The sequence below is a fragment of the Shewanella psychropiezotolerans genome (assembly GCF_007197555.1).
GTDB classification, from domain to species: Bacteria; Pseudomonadota; Gammaproteobacteria; order Enterobacterales; family Shewanellaceae; genus Shewanella; species Shewanella psychropiezotolerans.
This window is the reverse complement of sequence record NZ_CP041614.1, coordinates 49,193-66,277: the sequence shown is the minus strand read 5'-3', so window position 1 is coordinate 66,277 and position 17,085 is coordinate 49,193. Positions and strand designations below refer to the sequence as shown.

Here is a 17,085-nt window from a genome sequence, read left to right as displayed (position 1 = left end):
TCATTCCATTTTCGGAAAACTTTTAGATTAGATGAATTAATAGTAAAAGCTAACAAGTTGAAAATTAACAACTTAACTTTTGGCATAAAGATTGCCATACCCCTTTAACAGGAGGAGTCACAATGATATCAGGTATGAGTGCCGCCCAGTTCGCCGAACAGATAATTATGGCCGAACGTATGGGTAAAGATCAGCTCTATAAAAATCAAATGGATCGTTATCAAGCCCAGCTTGATGCCTACAGCGTGCTGGAAAAAAGCTTAAATAGCATGACCAGTAAGCTGGATAAGATCGATAGCGATGCCTTCGATGAAAAAACGGTATCTGTCAGTGATGATAATGCCTCCGTTACCGTGGGCTCAGATGCGCCAGAAGGTAACTATGAATTAATCGTTAAACACCTTGCCCAGGCTCATCAACTAACAAAAAAATTTACCAGTGAAGACGCCACCGGCCTCCCTACTAGTGGTGACTTCACCATAGAGATTGCAGGCGAAAAACTCACCTTAGATATGGGCGAAATCAATAGTGATGGCAGTATCACCATCAGTCAATTCAGAGACTATATCAATAACCACGCGGATAACCCTGGTGTACAGGCATCCCTGGTACGCACTGGTGGCAGTGTTGAGTTTATGCTGACCTCAACAGAAACGGGAAAAGCAAGTAAGATAACCGTGCTTGATAACGGTACTGACTTTGGTATGACCGAGCGCCGCAAAGCTCAAGATGCAGTAGCAAAGCTCAATGGCATCAAAATAAAAAGCAGCAGCAATTACCTTGAAAATGTCATCGATGGCATGACCGTAGAGCTCAAAAAAGTTCACGAATCAGGGCAAGCCAGCACTATCACTGTAGGCACAGACTTTGAGTCCAGTGAGCAGGCGGTAAAAGATTTTGTCGACGCTTTTAATTTATTGATGGATCAGGTCAATAAGCTCACTCGCACCATGGGCAGTGAAGTGGCCGATGAAATCAATGATAAAAAAGAAGACGATGACGATGATGATGATGATGATGACTCATCGTCCGGCAGTAGCTCGATCACTGAAGATCAACTCGGCGTCTTAAAAGGCGACTCCAGTGTACGCATGCTGCAAAACAACGTGAGGCAGGTGGTATTCGCCCCGTCCCCAAATGGTATGCGTCTATCGGATATCGGCATCGAGATGACCCGTGACGGCAAGCTCAAGATCGACGACGACAAGCTTTCGGAAGCCCTAAAGAGTGATCCCTCGGCCGTTAAGGCCATGTTCACTGATGACGAAGGTTACGTCGATCGACTCGACAAAATTATCGACCCTTTCACAAAATCCGATGGTTACCTGGATCTTAAGCAAGGCAACCTGGATAAGCAGGTGTCTCGCATTGAGGACAATATGGAACGCCATGACTACCACATGCAGCAAAGGTATCAGGTTTACCTGGCCCAGTTTACTGCAATGGAAGCCAATATTATGAAAATGAGTTCAGCCAGCGGGCTGTTTTAACTAAGGAAACCAAACACTATGTTGAATGAGCATGATCCCTTCAGCGCTTATAAACAGACCACTCTCGATGCCAGAGCTGCTGCTGCAAACCCCCATGAAATGGTGCGCATGTTACTCGACGGACTACTCGAGGAGATGGAACGCACCCGAGGCTTTATGGAGCGAAGAAGCTTCGAAGATAAAGGGAAGAGCGTCAATAAGTGCCTCAACATAGTGCATGGTCTCGATTCCATGTTGGATCTTGAGAATGGCGGTGAAGTAGCAACCAGCCTTAACCGCCTTTATGAGTACTGCAGCCGCCAACTCGTCTCCGCCAGTGTCGAAAACAGCTCGGAAAAATTAGATCCCATAATAAAGGTAATTAGCGATGTCAGAGAAGGTTGGACCAATCTCAATTGAGCAGTGGGGCCAGTTTGAAACAGCTTTGAATAAGCACTCAGAGTCAAAGGATTGGGACAAGGTCGTGATGATCAATGAAGTCATGATCAAAGCGCTCCAGAGAGAGGGTAAAGCTAACACACGTCCTCAATTTACCGCCAGACAAGCACTTGCAAAGACCCATGCCGCCATATTGGCTCAGCTCAAAAAGGAGAAGGATAAGTTGGAAGTTGAGATGAAACAGTTCCAAAGCCAACAAGATGGCATCGCAGCTTATCAACTCACTAGCCTGAGTGGAGAGCGTGATGATATCTAATTCTATTAATCTACATTCACCTAGAGATAATTCAGAGAAATTAACAGGTGATATTTCAGATGCTAACGAAGAGCTTTTCTCCACAGAGTCCGCTGAATTTGCCATATATGCCTCAGCCAGCCTATCTCAGTTAGAGAAGCTCAGCGGCAATACAAGCTTAAGCTCTATTTATAGTGATATAGCTCAAGAGAGGACAAAGGTTAGTGGTAGCTCCTTGGCAAATCTAACTCAGGATGCAGAACAGCTAACCAGTAAATTAGAAAAATCGACTCAGTTTCAGCCTATCGTATCCAGAGAAGGGATTCCTGATAAACCACTGAACGTATCTTCTAATCCCACTCACACTCCGCCAACAAGTCAGAGTGAGCAGTTACAACTAGGGAAACTTGAGAAAGGGGCTACACAACCCCAAACACAGCAGTTGTCTTTGCCAATACCTAATATGAACCAAGTAATAAAAACTCAAAAAGGTGAGGCAAGCCTGCAGGCTAACTTGGTTACTAGCCAGCTTATTCAGGCTACGACGCAGATTACTGAGGGCGAAACAAACCATTTGGCCATCACCACTGCCAACCGTACTCATGCCGCGGTTAGCCAGTGGGGACCAGTCCCCGTTACAACCAATGCACCTCTGGCGATGCAAGCCCAAGAGATACTAACCCCCTTGAGAGAACAGCTTAGATTCCAGATCGATCAGAAAATTAAACAGGCGGAGATTAGGTTAGATCCCCCTTCACTTGGAAAAGTAGAACTCAACATCCGCCTCGATGGTGACCGCTTACACATTCAAATGCATGCAGCTAACGCTTCAGTGAGAGATTCACTATTAATGGGGTTGGACCGATTAAGAGAAGAGCTAGCTATGGATCACGGAGGCCTGATAGATCTGGATATCAGTCAGGGCGACAAACGTGAGCATCAGGATGAGAGGCATGCAGTAAACATTTCCAATTCTCAAGTTGATCTTATTGAACTTGAGACCGAACAACAAGATCAGCAAAATAATCAAATCGATTTATTAGCCTAACTAGGAGTAATTTAATGGCTTTTGGTAAAACAAGCGTAAGCAAAAAACTGTCTTTTTCACTACTCATTATCCTTTGGAGTACCACTATATTTTGGGTCGGTTGGCAATCACCAAGTATTATCGGTGGTCCATTTGTCACACAAGATGAAGAAGCCAACAAAGCAAAATTCTATCCCTTAGATAGATTTGTTATCTCTGTGCCCGGTGATAATTTACCTCACTACCTCTTACTTGAAATGGCGCTAAAAAGCCGTTCGACCAATGTCAGTAGAATTCTTAAAGAAGCGGATCCATTAGTAAGAAACTCACTAATGAAGATGTTCTCTCGTAAGCACTTCAATCAGCTCAATGACTCTGAACAACTGGAAAATCTTCAACGAGAAGCTCTTGTCTTGCTCTCCAACGTATTGACAGAGAACAATTATGAGATAGAGCTCGATGAAGTCCTATTTACTCGCATGGTTATACAATAGGGAATGACATCATGAACTCTGCTCAACTCGCATACCAAGAGACCAATGAAGAAAAGACAGTAAACAGACTCAGTGAGAGCCAGGTGATGAAGCAGTATTTACCTTTGGTAAAGCGATCAGTCTCTCAGCTTAGAAGTCACTGCGGAGCCGTACTTGCTGTCGAGGATATGGAGCAGATTGGCATGATGGCTCTACTCGAATCCTCGAGACGCTACCCCGGAGAGTTTGACAATGGCTTCTTATCATTTGCTGGACAGCGAATTCGCGGTTCAATTCTTGATGAGCTTAGACGCCAGGACTGGCGTCCTAGGCCCGTTAGGCAGCAAGCTCACGAGCTTAATGACGCTGTGCGTAAACTCACCCGAATGCTGGGGCGTGATCCGACAGATATAGAAGTCTCTGATTCGATGGGGATAAGCAGAGACCAATATAGAGAACGTCTCTATGCCTCTCAATCTGAGTCCATGAAAAGCTTAGATGACATGCTAAGTGCAGGTAGCCATTTCGCCGATAAGACTAATGTTATTGAGCAGTTTTCATCCAAACAAACATTAAAAAAGGCAATATCTAAATTAAGTAAAAGAGAACAGGTGATCCTGTCGCTTTATTATCAACATGAACTCAATTTAAAAGAAATTGCCGGGACCTTAGGATTGACTGAGACGCGGATCTGCCAGCTACATAAACAGGCGGTGAAGCATCTTAAGGAGATTTACCAACTTTGGGAGCGGTAGAGGCAGGTAAGAGAACATGAGTAAGATATTAGGTTTAGCGATTATTTTATTTTCGGTATTTGGAGGCTATGTTTGGGCAGGTGGAAATCTGAGCTCCCTCTGGCAACCCGCAGAAATACTTATCATCTTTGGTGCTGGTGCTGGTGCTCTTATTATTGCTAACCCTAGACCCGTACTGATAGATATGGTTTCACAGTTAAAGGAACTAATATCTGTAGAAAAAGAAGATCCGGAACTCTATCCTCAACTATTTGGTTTAATGGGGATGTTAATGAGCCAGATCCAGTCTCAAGGGATGAAAGTGCTGGATGAACATGTAGAAAAGCCTAGAGAAAGCTCATTATTTCTAATGTATCCCACAGTGTTAGAGCACCCGAATGTGCTGCAATTTCTTATCGATAACCTGCGTCTGCAATCTATAGGCAAGATTTCATCATACGATCTTGAACATATTTTGGAAGAAGAGATTTACCGAATTGAGGAAGACAGGTTACGACCTTCCCATGCACTGGCTAGAGTTGCCGAAGCTATGCCTGGGTTTGGTATTCTTGCCGCGGTCATGGGCATCATTATCACCATGTCCAGCATAGATGGTCCAATTACTATGATTGGCGTCAAGGTAGCAGCGGCACTCGTCGGCACTTTCATCGGTATTTTTGCCTGTTACTGTTTGTTTGAACCCGCTTCTAAAGCGTTAGAGCACTTAGTCGATAGAAAATCAGCACAACTTCGCTGTGTCGCCGCAATACTAACCTCATTTTCCAAAGGTAAGCCTCCCATGCTAGCCATTGATGCGGGTAGAAAACAGATACAGAGTGAAAACAGACCTAGCTTTGTAGAGCTAGAACGTTGGATGGTGGAGCAGAAAAGCTAATGGCAATAAAGAACGAGCCAATTATCATCAAGCGCCGCAAGCGAACAAAGTCAAAAGGCTCACATGGCGGCGCCTGGAAAGTTGCATTTGCAGACTTCACCTTAGCCATGATGGCGCTGTTTATGGTGCTGTGGATTTTACAAATCGCCGACCAGCAAGAGCGAACATTGATTGTTCAATATCTAAAAGGTGATATGTTTTCTGATGGTTCTATAAATCCTTTCGATCTGAGCCAATCTCCTTCAATGATCGATTTACAAGGTTCTGTCGCCCTACAACAAGCCATAATTCCGGCAACGGGGACTGGGGTCGAAAGAGCGGGTCAAGCCATGCATAACCATATTCCTGCAGGCGAAAGTAACCCCAAGGCAGGCCGAGGCCCGGAGCTTAACTCCTTAGTGCCAGGACAATTTGAGACTCAATCTCAACTGGAGTTTTTAGCCAGAGAGGTTAATGAAGTCATCACCCAAGTAAATTTAAGTGCCAATGTTGAGATCAAAATCGTACCTCAAGGCATAAGAATTCTGATCCACGACAATGTCCATCAGTTTATGTTTACCCGAGGAAGCTCAAACATGACACCTTACTTTGAAGATCTCCTTCTAGCTTTAGGTCCTCTTCTGGGAAAAGTTGAAAATAAAATCAGTATATCCGGTCACACAGACTCTACCCCCTACGCAGGAAAAACTTTCACTAACTGGGAGCTTTCCAGCAAGCGGGCGCTATTAGCCAGACGAGTCCTGGAATATGGTGGTGTAAAGCGCGATCAGGTCATTCAGGTTACAGGGATGGCCGATCAAGTGCCGTATATCAGTGATGACCCTGCTGCCGCAGCTAATAGACGTATCGAAATGCTGGTGTTGACCAGTGCAGCTGAATCACAAATAAGAGAGATGGCAGGACTAACTAAAAAAGTGCCAGACACAGACTCAAAGCTGAGCCAAGCTAAAAAGGCTGCCGAGGACAATCGACCCAGAACACGTTACCCAGAGCAGTGGACAACCGAATGATGCTGTTTGAAGAGTTTATTCCCGCAGACAAAAAACAACAGCCAAAAGAGTCAGATAGTAATCTTAGGCTTCACACTCGATTGAGCCTGAGAGCCAATGAGGAAGAATGTCTGACTCTGGCTTGCGATGGAGTGACAGTAGATCTGATCCGTAAAAGTTGGTGGCGAAAGCATAAGTTAGGTGTGGCCAATATAAAGGACATAGGCTTGGGAGGTTTAGGACTCTTGACTACAGTTCCTTTGACGTCCGCTCAAGAGATACATATCGAGTATCTAGGCTCTCAATTAAAAATTCGAGTGGCAAGAAGCTGGCCAATCAATAGCAGACTCCACTTTGTCGGCGCGACTTGGGTTACTCAGGATGAAAATGAGATTATCACTATGCTCAATATCATCACGCCACACAACACATACAAGTCTGTAGATATCTAGCTCAATTAAACATGCATAACGGATCATGATTTTGTTTAAGAGGTTTCAATGACACGCCCCAACAAGCGCAAAGGACCGGACGGTCTACAAAAAATCTTCCTCTACCTCATTTTGCTCGACTGGTTTATATTGCTCTACGTTTCTACGGACATCAGACACATGCCATTCAGACACGGTGCAATGGCATCTCTAATGCTAGCAGTATTTAATCTGATTCTGGTTAACCTATGCATCCGCCGCGCGCGTCGTTCAGGAGATAGCTACTTAATTTATCCTGTGATAGCTGGAGCGCTTTTCTCATTTGTCCTTATGAGCTACTTCTTCTTTTTCTAATGCTGTGAATTAATATTAACTCACAGCTATAGGCCCATTAACAGCAACCGACTCTATATAATTAACAAGGTCAGCTTCCTTTAATGGCCGAGAGAAGAGATAGCCTTGAAATGAATCGCATCCATGCTGCAGTAAAAAATCATATTGCGCTTGGGTCTCAACTCCCTCTGCCACCACTTTTAAATTCAGACCATGGGCCATGTCGATAATCGCCTTAACTATGGCGTTGGATGACTCATTAACATCGATCTTACTGACAAATGTTGCATCAAGTTTTAATCTAGATAACGGAATACTCTGCAAATAACTTAATGAACTGTATCCGGTGCCAAAATCATCTATCGCGATGGATATTCCAGCCAGACTCAACTTATCCATCGCCTGCTTAACGACGTCTAAATTACTCAATAGGGCATACTCGGTCAGTTCTAATTCGATAGAATTTGCTTTTACTCCGAGCCCCTCAATTACCCTCAGCAGGTTTTCAGCAAATACCCCCTGATTAAACTGTCTGGCGCTGACATTGATAGCTACCGCATCTAGCTGCACACCTTTGGCATGAAGCTTATTGATGAAGCCACAGGCCTCTAGCAGGACCCACTCTCCCAACTCTTCAATTAAACCACTGCCTTCGGCAAGAGGAATAAAGGTCGATGGTGGAATATTGCCCATCTGAGGGTGACTCCACCTGAGTAGGGCTTCTACGCAAACGACCTGACCTCTGAAATCGACAATGGGTTGGTAGACCAAAGAAAGTTGATTCGCCGCAATAGCACCTCGCAACTCACTCTCTATAAACAGGCTATGTTGGGCAACCTCCTCCATCTCGGCGCTATAAAGTAGGTACCCATCTCTTCCCCTTTCCTTCACCTGATGCATGGCCACATCTGCTTGTTTGAGTAACAGCTCAGGCTCAATTTCAATCTGACTATCGATGAAGCAAGCTCCAACACTGGCAGATACACTGAAGGTCTGATTATTAATATGAAAACTACGGCCGATAATCTGACGCACTTGGCTGGCCAACGCATGAATTTTCCGCTTAGCAGAGTTTTTATCCTGAGGGAGATTCTTAGCCAGGACGACAAATTCATCGGCAGATAATCTAACTATCAATGAATTAGTAGCAAAAAAGCTGGAGAGACGCGCCGCGACCTGGATCAGTAACCTGTCACCGTAGTGATGCCCTAGTGCATCATTGATCATCTTAAAATTATCTAAATCGATAAGAAACAGACCGGCTGATACCTTTTGTTTACTCTCATTCAGAGAATAGAGTGCATCGAGTAAGCTGCTACGATTTGGTAAATCTGTTAACAAATCATGCTTTGCCTGATGGAGAAGAACCTGTTTATTTCTCATGTCACTGGTTACATCGGCATGTGTTCCGATCATTCGAGTGGCCTTACCTTTATCATCCCACTCAACAATCATGCCTCTATCTAAAACCCATATATAATGACCCAGCTTATGTCGAAGTCGATGGACACTCTCAAATTCATCCAGCTCGTTATTTAGATATTGGTTTAGGGTAAGCAATGCATCCTTCTTGTCTTCCGGGTGTAATAAATTTTCCCAGGTCGACAATTCGCTGGCTAATTCATCTTCAGAGTAACCTAACATCTCTTTCCAGCGATCAGAGAGGAACACCTCACCGGTGGCAAAATTCCAATCCCATATACCATTTCTAGACACCTCAATAGCAAATAACCACCTCTGTTGGCTATCCCTTAATTGCTTTTCACTACGTTCAAGCTTGTCCGAAAAATTGATAAGATGATTTCTAATCGCCTCTAATTCACTAAATACCACATTAACAGGAGAAGCTTTCCACTTAGGGAAAGACCCATTATTTTTTACGATATAACTCGCCTTTTTAGCTTGCTTGGCCATAAGTCTCAAGGGGCGTATCAGATAAAAATGAAGTAAAAACAGAAATATAGCCAAACAAAGAAGACTCACCCCCCATGAACGAATTGCACTCTGAAAACGAGCCTCTTTAACTTCTGAAAGTAGAGGAGAAACATCATATTCCAGATAGATAATATTGCCTTGGTCTTTCTCCAGAGCCGTGATGTTATCAATAGGGTAATATGCCTGAATTGATAAACGAGCAGGATTAAACTGAATAGTCGGTGTATCTGCTTTAATGGTTTTACTGTGAATACTCGGCTCATAGCCATCGATGACATAATTTGCCTGACTCCCGCGCCATACCAAATGATTAGCGAACCTAATCTCGCCCTCCTGATATAAAACAGTGAAAACCATGACATCCAGATCTGTAGCGGCCAAGGATATCTCTTGCTCTATACGCCCAGTATCCTGAATCGCCAATGCCGACTCGACAATATACTTCATTCGAATCAAATGCTGCTCAATTCTAGCCTGAGTCTGAGATAGGGCTTCCGCCTGGCTTTCACTACGCTCATAAACAAATTCTGCAGACATTAAACAGAGATATAGAATAAACGTGAATATGGGCACAACAAAGACCAAAGACGGTCGATTGATTTTAAACAAATCCAACAGCACCTAAACCTAAAGTAAAAACAGACAATTGCCTTATATCAATGATGTTAGTCTTCCAGAATAAAAATAGGAAAACATCAAACCAAATAGACAAGTGCATCAAGCAAACAATCTACTGAGAAGCTGTAAATTTTAACAAGCTAAGCTTTAGCAAGATACACTATTTATCGATTAAAATGTTACAGATAAAGTTAAACAGACAGCAAATATCCAGTGATGACTCCCTTGTATAGGCCTGGTACATAGCCAAACTGTATCCGCAGGACATACAAGGTAGAGCAGGATGCTAGAGCCAAGACACAAACCTCAACCTTTTACATGAGGGCCGAGGCCAAAAAGCAGTTCTTTTTTGAATGCGCAGCATTCAGCTGCTTTGTAGCGCGTAATGACGTAGTCATCAAGCTGCGGAGCAAGCCACATGAATGTGGTGAATGTCAGAAATGCATGGATGCAATTTCTGACCAAGCTCAGTGGCGTGGCGACATCAAGCGTAGTTCCTTCGTGGAGCGTATATGCGTAGAACAAAGAGCGAAGGCGCCTTCCAATGGCTCAACTTGAAATCGTCGTGATACTTGCCGAAGGCCGAACCACATGGGGGTGGAAAAGTAGCGCTTTGAATGCGTAGCATTCAGCTACTTTGCAGCGAGAGATGACGTAGTCATCGAACTGGAGACCCTGACCGCCAGGGATGGCGGAAATGCCGTTAATGCATGGATGAAATTAACGGCCACACTGCATTAACAGCTTTGGGCTGCATGTGAAGTAGCTCCTTCGCGGAGCGTATATACGAAAAAATCCCCAACACTAAGTGCTGAGGATTTATCGACTCTCTTTACGAGAAATTAGGCGCCTGGAAATGACCTACTCTCGTAGTCCACGAAGTGGACACATGGGGGTGAAATTACGGCGATTTGAATACGTAGTATTCAGCCCTAATTGAACGCGGAGAAACTTCGTTTCGTAGCGGGAGAGCCCGCTCAGCGGCGGGGCGACATCGGGGGTAGGCATTCATGCCTTCCTAAGTGGATAAGTCACCTGATATCTGTACCGGTAAGTTCGAGCTATTCAGCCAAACTTTATTAAATCCCAGACGCAAAAAAGCCACCTTATTCAGGTGGCTTTTTCACTTAATGAGCGCCTGGAAATGACCTACTCTCACATGGGGAGACCCCACACTACCATCGGCGCGATTGCGTTTCACTTCTGAGTTCGAGATGGGATCAGGTGGGGCCACAATGCTATTGTTTCCAGACTAATTTGGTAAATTTGAAAAGCTGTCTATTCAGAATAGTCTTCTAAATAGCTCTAAATAATTAAGTTCGACTTAAATCAAGTTCGTATTCTTTTGTGCTTATGAAGTAATACACACACTAACTACACAAACCCATCTGGGTTGTATGGTTAAGCCTCACGAGTCATTAGTACAGGTTAGCTCAACGCCTCACAACGCTTACACACCCTGCCTATCAACGTCCTAGTCTCGAACGGCTCTTTAGAGGAATTAAATTCCTAGGGATGACTCATCTTAGGACTCGCTTCCCGCTTAGATGCTTTCAGCGGTTATCGATTCCGAACGTAGCTACCGGGCAATGCTATTGGCATAACAACCCGAACACCAGCGGTTCGTCCACTCCGGTCCTCTCGTACTAGGAGCAGCTTCCTTCAATCATCCAACGCCCACGGCAGATAGGGACCGAACTGTCTCACGACGTTCTGAACCCAGCTCGCGTACCACTTTAAATGGCGAACAGCCATACCCTTGGGACCGACTTCAGCCCCAGGATGTGATGAGCCGACATCGAGGTGCCAAACACCGCCGTCGATATGAACTCTTGGGCGGTATCAGCCTGTTATCCCCGGCGTACCTTTTATCCGTTGAGCGATGGCCCTTCCATACAGAACCACCGGATCACTATGACCTACTTTCGTACCTGCTCGACGTGTATGTCTCGCAGTTAAGCTGGCTTATGCCATTGCACTAACCGTACGATGTCCGACCGTACTTAGCCAACCTTCGTGCTCCTCCGTTACTCTTTGGGAGGAGACCGCCCCAGTCAAACTACCCACCAGGCACTGTCCTCAACCCCGATTCAGGGGCCTGAGTTAGAACATCAAAACTACAAGGGTGGTATTTCAAGGTTGACTCCATCAGAACTAGCGTCCCAACTTCAAAGTCTCCCACCTATCCTACACATGTAGGTTCAATGTTCAGTGCCAAGCTATAGTAAAGGTGCACGGGGTCTTTCCGTCTAGCCGCGGGTATACGGCATCTTCACCGCAATTTCAACTTCACTGAGTCTCGGCTGGAGACAGCGTGGCCATCATTACGCCATTCGTGCAGGTCGGAACTTACCCGACAAGGAATTTCGCTACCTTAGGACCGTTATAGTTACGGCCGCCGTTTACCGGGGCTTCGATCATGAGCTTCTCCGAAGATAACCCAATCAATTAACCTTCCGGCACCGGGCAGGCGTCATACCGTATACTTCCTCTTGCGAGTTTGCACAGTACTGTGTTTTTGATAAACAGTTGCAGCCACCTGGTATCTGCGACTCCCAACAGCTTAGAGAGCAAGTCTCATCACCGTCGGGAGCGTACCTTCTCCCGAAGTTACGGTACCATTTTGCCTAGTTCCTTCAGCCGAGTTCTCTCAAGCGCCTTGGTATTCTCTACCCAACCACCTGTGTCGGTTTGGGGTACGATTCCTACTAACCTGAAGCTTAGAAGATTTTCCTGGAAGCATGGCATCAACTACTTCAACCCCTTGGGGTCTCGTCATCAGTCCTCAGTCTTGCAATTTAATGCGTATTCCCGGATTTGCCTAAGAATACAACCTACAACCTTAAACGCGGACAACCAACGCCGCGCTAGTCTAGCCTTCTCCGTCTCTCCATCGCAGTTAGCAGAAGTACAGGAATATTAACCTGTTTCCCATCGATTACGCCTTTCGGCCTCACCTTAGGGGTCGACTTACCCTGCCCTGATTAACATTGGACAGGAAACCTTGGTCTTTCGGCGAGGGAGTTTTTCACTCCCTTTATCGTTACTCATGTCAGCATTCGCACTTCTGATACCTCCAGGATGGGTTACCCCTTTCCCTTCAACGGCTTACAGAACGCTCCTCTACCGCACCAGTGCAAGCACTAGTACCCATAGCTTCGGTGTATTGCTTAGCCCCGTTAAATCTTCCGCGCAGGCCGACTCGACTAGTGAGCTATTACGCTTTCTTTAAAAGATGGCTGCTTCTAAGCCAACTTCCTAGCTGTCTAAGCCTTCCCACATCGTTTCCCACTTAGCAATAACTTTGGGACCTTAGCTGATGGTCTGGGTTGTTTCCCTTTCCACGACGGACGTTAGCACCCGCCGTGTGTCTCCCGAGTAGTACTCATTGGTATTCGGAGTTTGCAAAGGGTTGGTAAGTCGGGATGACCCCCTAGCCTTAACAGTGCTCTACCCCAATGGTATTCGCTCGAGGCGCTACCTAAATAGCTTTCGAGGAGAACCAGATATCTCCCGGTTTGATTGGCCTTTCACCCCCATCCACAAGTCATCCGCTCATTTTTCAACATAAGTCGGTTCGGTCCTCCAGTTGATGTTACTCAACCTTCAACCTGCCCATGGATAGATCACCGGGTTTCGGGTCTACACCTTGCAACTAAACGCGCAGTTAACACTCGGTTTCCCTACGGCTCCGCTATTCGCTTAACCTCGCTACAAAATGTAAGTCGCTGACCCATTATACAAAAGGTACGCAGTCACGGTCTCAAGAACCGCTCCCACTGCTTGTACGTATACGGTTTCAGGTTCTATTTCACTCCCCTCACAGGGGTTCTTTTCGCCTTTCCCTCACGGTACTGGTTCACTATCGGTCAGTCAGGAGTATTTAGCCTTGGAGGATGGTCCCCCATGTTCAGACAAGATGTCACGTGTCCCGTCCTACTCGTTTTCATCTATGGTTAGTTTTCATGTACGGGGCTATCACCCTGTGCCGCTGAGCTTTCCAACTCATTCCACTAACACCCCATAGACTTAAGGGCTAATCCCCGTTCGCTCGCCGCTACTAGGGGAATCTCGGTTGATTTCTGTTCCTCCGGGTACTTAGATGTTTCAGTTCCCCGGGTTTGCCTCACTACACTATGTATTCATGTAGTGATACTCACTTATGTGAGTGGGTTTCCCCATTCGGACATCGTTAGCTCAAATGCTTGTTACTAGCTCGCCAACGCTTTTCGCAAGTTACTACGTCCTTCATCGCCTCTGACTGCCAAGGCATCCACCGTATACGCTTAGTCACTTAACCATACAACCCACATGGGTCTTTATCCGCTTGCCACTGTACTGTTATGCAGCGTTACTCAAACTCACTTGTCGGTTATGTAGTGAACTACACGCCCTCCTCGTTCGCTTTCGCGTCTTGCCTAACAACACATTGACTGCGCTAACAGACTCAATATTCTCTACGGATAATAGAAAACAAATTGTATCGCAACTAATGGTGTTTACTTTCGCCAAAAGAATACTCTTGAATTGCATCACTGCAATTCGGCACTTAATTTAAGTGTTTGAGAACTCAATTATTTATTTTTCGCGCTAATGCTATTAACCACTGTAATCCTTACCTCTTACGAAGCAGTTTTCACAATAGTCCCTTTCACATTAACACTATCAGCTTTCCAAATTTTTAAAGAACGCTAACTCTCGCTTGGAGAATTAGTTTGCTCTAACAAGAACAAGTTATCTGTGTGAACACTCAGCAAATATTGAGTTAGTCGTATAGGTAAGGAGGTGATCCAGCCCCAGGTTCCCCTAGGGCTACCTTGTTACGACTTCACCCCAGTCATGAACCACACCGTGGTAAACGCCCTCCCCGAAAGGTTAAGCTATCTACTTCTGGTGCAGCCCACTCCCATGGTGTGACGGGCGGTGTGTACAAGGCCCGGGAACGTATTCACCGTGACATTCTGATTCACGATTACTAGCGATTCCGACTTCACGGAGTCGAGTTGCAGACTCCGATCCGGACTACGACCGGCTTTGTGGGATTAGCTTGACCTCGCGGCTTTGCGACCCTCTGTACCGACCATTGTAGCACGTGTGTAGCCCTACTCGTAAGGGCCATGATGACTTGACGTCGTCCCCACCTTCCTCCGGTTTATCACCGGCAGTCTCCCTAAAGTTCCCACCATTACGTGCTGGCAAATAAGGATAAGGGTTGCGCTCGTTGCGGGACTTAACCCAACATTTCACAACACGAGCTGACGACAGCCATGCAGCACCTGTCTCACGGTTCCCGAAGGCACTAATTCATCTCTGAAAAATTCCGTGGATGTCAAGAGTAGGTAAGGTTCTTCGCGTTGCATCGAATTAAACCACATGCTCCACCGCTTGTGCGGGCCCCCGTCAATTCATTTGAGTTTTAACCTTGCGGCCGTACTCCCCAGGCGGTCTACTTAATGCGTTAGCTTGGGAACCCAGTGTTCAAGACACCAAATTCCGAGTAGACATCGTTTACGGCGTGGACTACCAGGGTATCTAATCCTGTTTGCTCCCCACGCTTTCGTACCTGAGCGTCAGTCTTTGTCCAGGGGGCCGCCTTCGCCACCGGTATTCCTTCAGATCTCTACGCATTTCACCGCTACACCTGAAATTCTACCCCCTCTACAAGACTCTAGTTTGCCAGTTCAAAATGCAATTCCCAGGTTGAGCCCGGGGCTTTCACATCTTGCTTAACAAACCGCCTGCGTACGCTTTACGCCCAGTAATTCCGATTAACGCTTGCACCCCTCGTATTACCGCGGCTGCTGGCACGAAGTTAGCCGGTGCTTCTTCTGCGAGTAACGTCACAGCTATAGTTTATTAAACTACAACCTTTCCTCCTCGCTGAAAGTGCTTTACAACCCGAAGGCCTTCTTCACACACGCGGCATGGCTGCATCAGGCTTTCGCCCATTGTGCAATATTCCCCACTGCTGCCTCCCGTAGGAGTCTGGACCGTGTCTCAGTTCCAGTGTGGCTGATCATCCTCTCAGACCAGCTAGGGATCGTCGCCTTGGTAAGCCATTACCTTACCAACTAGCTAATCCCACCTAGGTACATCCAATCGCGAAAGGCCCGAAGGTCCCCTCCTTTCCCCCGTAGGGCGTATGCGGTATTAGCAGTCGTTTCCAACTGTTATCCCCTCGACTGGGCAGTTCCCTAGGCATTACTCACCCGTCCGCCGCTCGACAGCAAAGGTGCAAGCACCTTCCTGTTTCCGCTCGACTTGCATGTGTTAGGCCTGCCGCCAGCGTTCAATCTGAGCCATGATCAAACTCTTCAATTAAAGTTCTTTTGATGCATCCTCTTTCGAAGATGACATCGGCTCAATGAATTATACTGTTTATATAAGTGATCCGAACTAGGTTCGAATCTATGAACACTCATTCATTGAGTAATATTTTGATTGCCGACATTCCGAAGAACAGAAGGCAATTTCGAATAACTCAATACCTGTGAGTGTCCACACAGATTTCTTGTTTTGAATTGTTAAAGAGCTGGTGCTTGGTAGCACCGCCGTTAGACGCTAGGTCGCTGGCTTTTACTTACTTCCCAAGGCGTTCCGCCTTGGCTAGGGATGCGTATTCTACACTTCCCGTTGTTGGCGTCAAGGGCTTTTAAAAATTTAACTTTTAACCGCTTACTTATTGCCCTGACTGGGTTTCAGCTTCGTTTAAGAAGACTGGTTTACCGTGTCAGTGGATGCGCATTATAGGGATGTCAGCCCAGAGCACAAGGGCTAATAGTGAGTTAATTCGCTTTTCTTATTCGTTTGAAGGTTATTTAGCCTGACCTCCTACTTTTTAAGCATTATAATGCCGGTATTACGCTTCAAACCTATATATAAGGAGTTTCAGTGCCTGTTTCATTAAGAGCCTATAAAGGGGTAAGTCCTCAATTCGATGATTCTGTATACCTGGATGATGCCTGTGTACTCGTTGGCGACATATTTTTAGATACTGATTCTAGTATTTGGCCTTTAGTTGCCGCTCGCGGTGATGTGAACCACATGAGAATTGGCAAAAGGACTAATGTACAAGACGGGGCCATTCTTCATGTCACACGCAAGTCTCCCTCTAATCCTGACGGCCACCCTCTATTAATAGGCGATGACGTCACCATAGGACATAAGGCTATGCTCCATGGTTGCACAGTTGGCAATCGTATCTTAGTTGGCATGGGAGCCATTATCCTGGACGGTGCAATATTAGAAGATGATGTAATCTTAGGAGCTGGTTCATTAGTTCCTCCAGGGAAGGTACTAAAGAGTGGCCACTTATATGTAGGTAGTCCGGCAAAACAGATCCGAGCCCTGACCGAAGCAGAACTTAAGTTTCTACCTCAGTCAGCCGATAATTATGTTCGACTCAAGAATGAATATTTAGATGAAGAGATAGTCACTCCAGTCTAGTTCAAAACAGGCCTTCAGTTATCTATGCCCGGCCTTTAACA

At 45.8% G+C, this 17,085-nt stretch carries 12 protein-coding genes and 3 rRNA genes; 11 read left to right on the top strand and 4 right to left on the bottom strand.

What is annotated here, in order from left to right:
- The first annotated feature begins 122 nt into the window (after nt 1-122).
- From fliD to FM037_RS00260, 10 genes are read left to right on the top strand one after another with little or no spacing between them, the layout of a single operon-like run.
- Nucleotides 123-1,490 (top strand): flagellar filament capping protein FliD, encoded by a 1,368-nt coding sequence (gene fliD / locus FM037_RS00305; protein WP_144044340.1) that lies wholly within the window; start codon nt 123-125, stop codon nt 1,488-1,490.
- A gap of 18 nt (nt 1,491-1,508) precedes the next feature.
- Entirely contained in the window at nt 1,509-1,889 is a 381-nt protein-coding gene (fliS, locus tag FM037_RS00300; protein ID WP_077750680.1) for a flagellar export chaperone FliS, read from the top strand.
- Nucleotides 1,858-2,184, top strand: coding sequence for a hypothetical protein (locus tag FM037_RS00295; RefSeq protein ID WP_144044339.1), 327 nt, complete (start codon nt 1,858-1,860; stop codon nt 2,182-2,184). The genes fliS and FM037_RS00295 overlap by 32 nt, the downstream gene beginning before the upstream one ends.
- The gene (locus tag FM037_RS00290; RefSeq protein WP_144044338.1) at nt 2,174-3,211 is read left to right on the top strand and encodes a flagellar hook-length control protein FliK; all 1,038 of its coding nucleotides are present in this window, start codon (nt 2,174-2,176) and stop codon (nt 3,209-3,211) included. Before FM037_RS00295 ends, FM037_RS00290 begins: the two co-directional genes overlap by 11 nt.
- A 14-nt stretch (nt 3,212-3,225) precedes the next feature.
- A complete protein-coding gene (locus tag FM037_RS00285) occupies nt 3,226-3,684 on the top strand; it encodes a flagellar basal body-associated FliL family protein (protein ID WP_144044337.1) in 459 nt (152 codons plus the stop codon).
- An 11-nt stretch (nt 3,685-3,695) separates the two neighbouring features.
- On the top strand, nt 3,696-4,418 hold the full coding sequence (locus FM037_RS00280; protein ID WP_144044336.1) for an RNA polymerase sigma factor FliA: 723 nt from the start codon (nt 3,696-3,698) through the stop codon (nt 4,416-4,418).
- 16 nt (nt 4,419-4,434) lie between these two features.
- The gene (motA, locus tag FM037_RS00275; RefSeq protein WP_144044335.1) at nt 4,435-5,292 is read left to right on the top strand and encodes a flagellar motor stator protein MotA; all 858 of its coding nucleotides are present in this window, start codon (nt 4,435-4,437) and stop codon (nt 5,290-5,292) included.
- Nucleotides 5,292-6,302, top strand: coding sequence for a flagellar motor protein MotB (locus FM037_RS00270; protein WP_144044334.1), 1,011 nt, complete (start codon nt 5,292-5,294; stop codon nt 6,300-6,302). The genes motA and FM037_RS00270 overlap by 1 nt, the downstream gene beginning before the upstream one ends.
- A complete protein-coding gene (locus FM037_RS00265) occupies nt 6,299-6,733 on the top strand; it encodes a hypothetical protein (RefSeq protein ID WP_144044333.1) in 435 nt (144 codons plus the stop codon). Before FM037_RS00270 ends, FM037_RS00265 begins: the two co-directional genes overlap by 4 nt.
- A gap of 48 nt (nt 6,734-6,781) precedes the next feature.
- Nucleotides 6,782-7,066 (top strand): hypothetical protein, encoded by a 285-nt coding sequence (locus FM037_RS00260; protein WP_144044332.1) that lies wholly within the window; start codon nt 6,782-6,784, stop codon nt 7,064-7,066.
- A 15-nt stretch (nt 7,067-7,081) separates the two neighbouring features.
- Here the strand turns inward: FM037_RS00260 and FM037_RS00255 are convergent, their stop codons facing one another.
- From FM037_RS00255 to FM037_RS00240, 4 genes are all read right to left on the bottom strand, one after another.
- Nucleotides 7,082-9,589, bottom strand: a complete 2,508-nt coding sequence (locus FM037_RS00255; protein WP_229381037.1) for a putative bifunctional diguanylate cyclase/phosphodiesterase — start codon at nt 9,587-9,589, stop codon at nt 7,082-7,084.
- Nucleotides 9,590-10,734: 1,145 nt separating this feature from the next.
- Nucleotides 10,735-10,850: ribosomal RNA gene (rrf, locus tag FM037_RS00250) — 5S ribosomal RNA — on the bottom strand.
- Nucleotides 10,851-10,995: 145 nt separating this feature from the next.
- A 23S ribosomal RNA gene (locus FM037_RS00245) occupies nt 10,996-13,898 on the bottom strand.
- A gap of 478 nt (nt 13,899-14,376) precedes the next feature.
- A 16S ribosomal RNA gene (locus tag FM037_RS00240) occupies nt 14,377-15,919 on the bottom strand.
- The 16S, 23S and 5S rRNA genes sit together here, the layout of an rRNA operon.
- Before the next feature lie 570 nt (nt 15,920-16,489).
- On the opposite strand from FM037_RS00240, the gene FM037_RS00235 reads away from it, so the two are divergent.
- The gene (locus FM037_RS00235; protein WP_144044331.1) at nt 16,490-17,044 is read left to right on the top strand and encodes a gamma carbonic anhydrase family protein; all 555 of its coding nucleotides are present in this window, start codon (nt 16,490-16,492) and stop codon (nt 17,042-17,044) included.
- Nucleotides 17,045-17,085 lie beyond the last annotated feature (41 nt).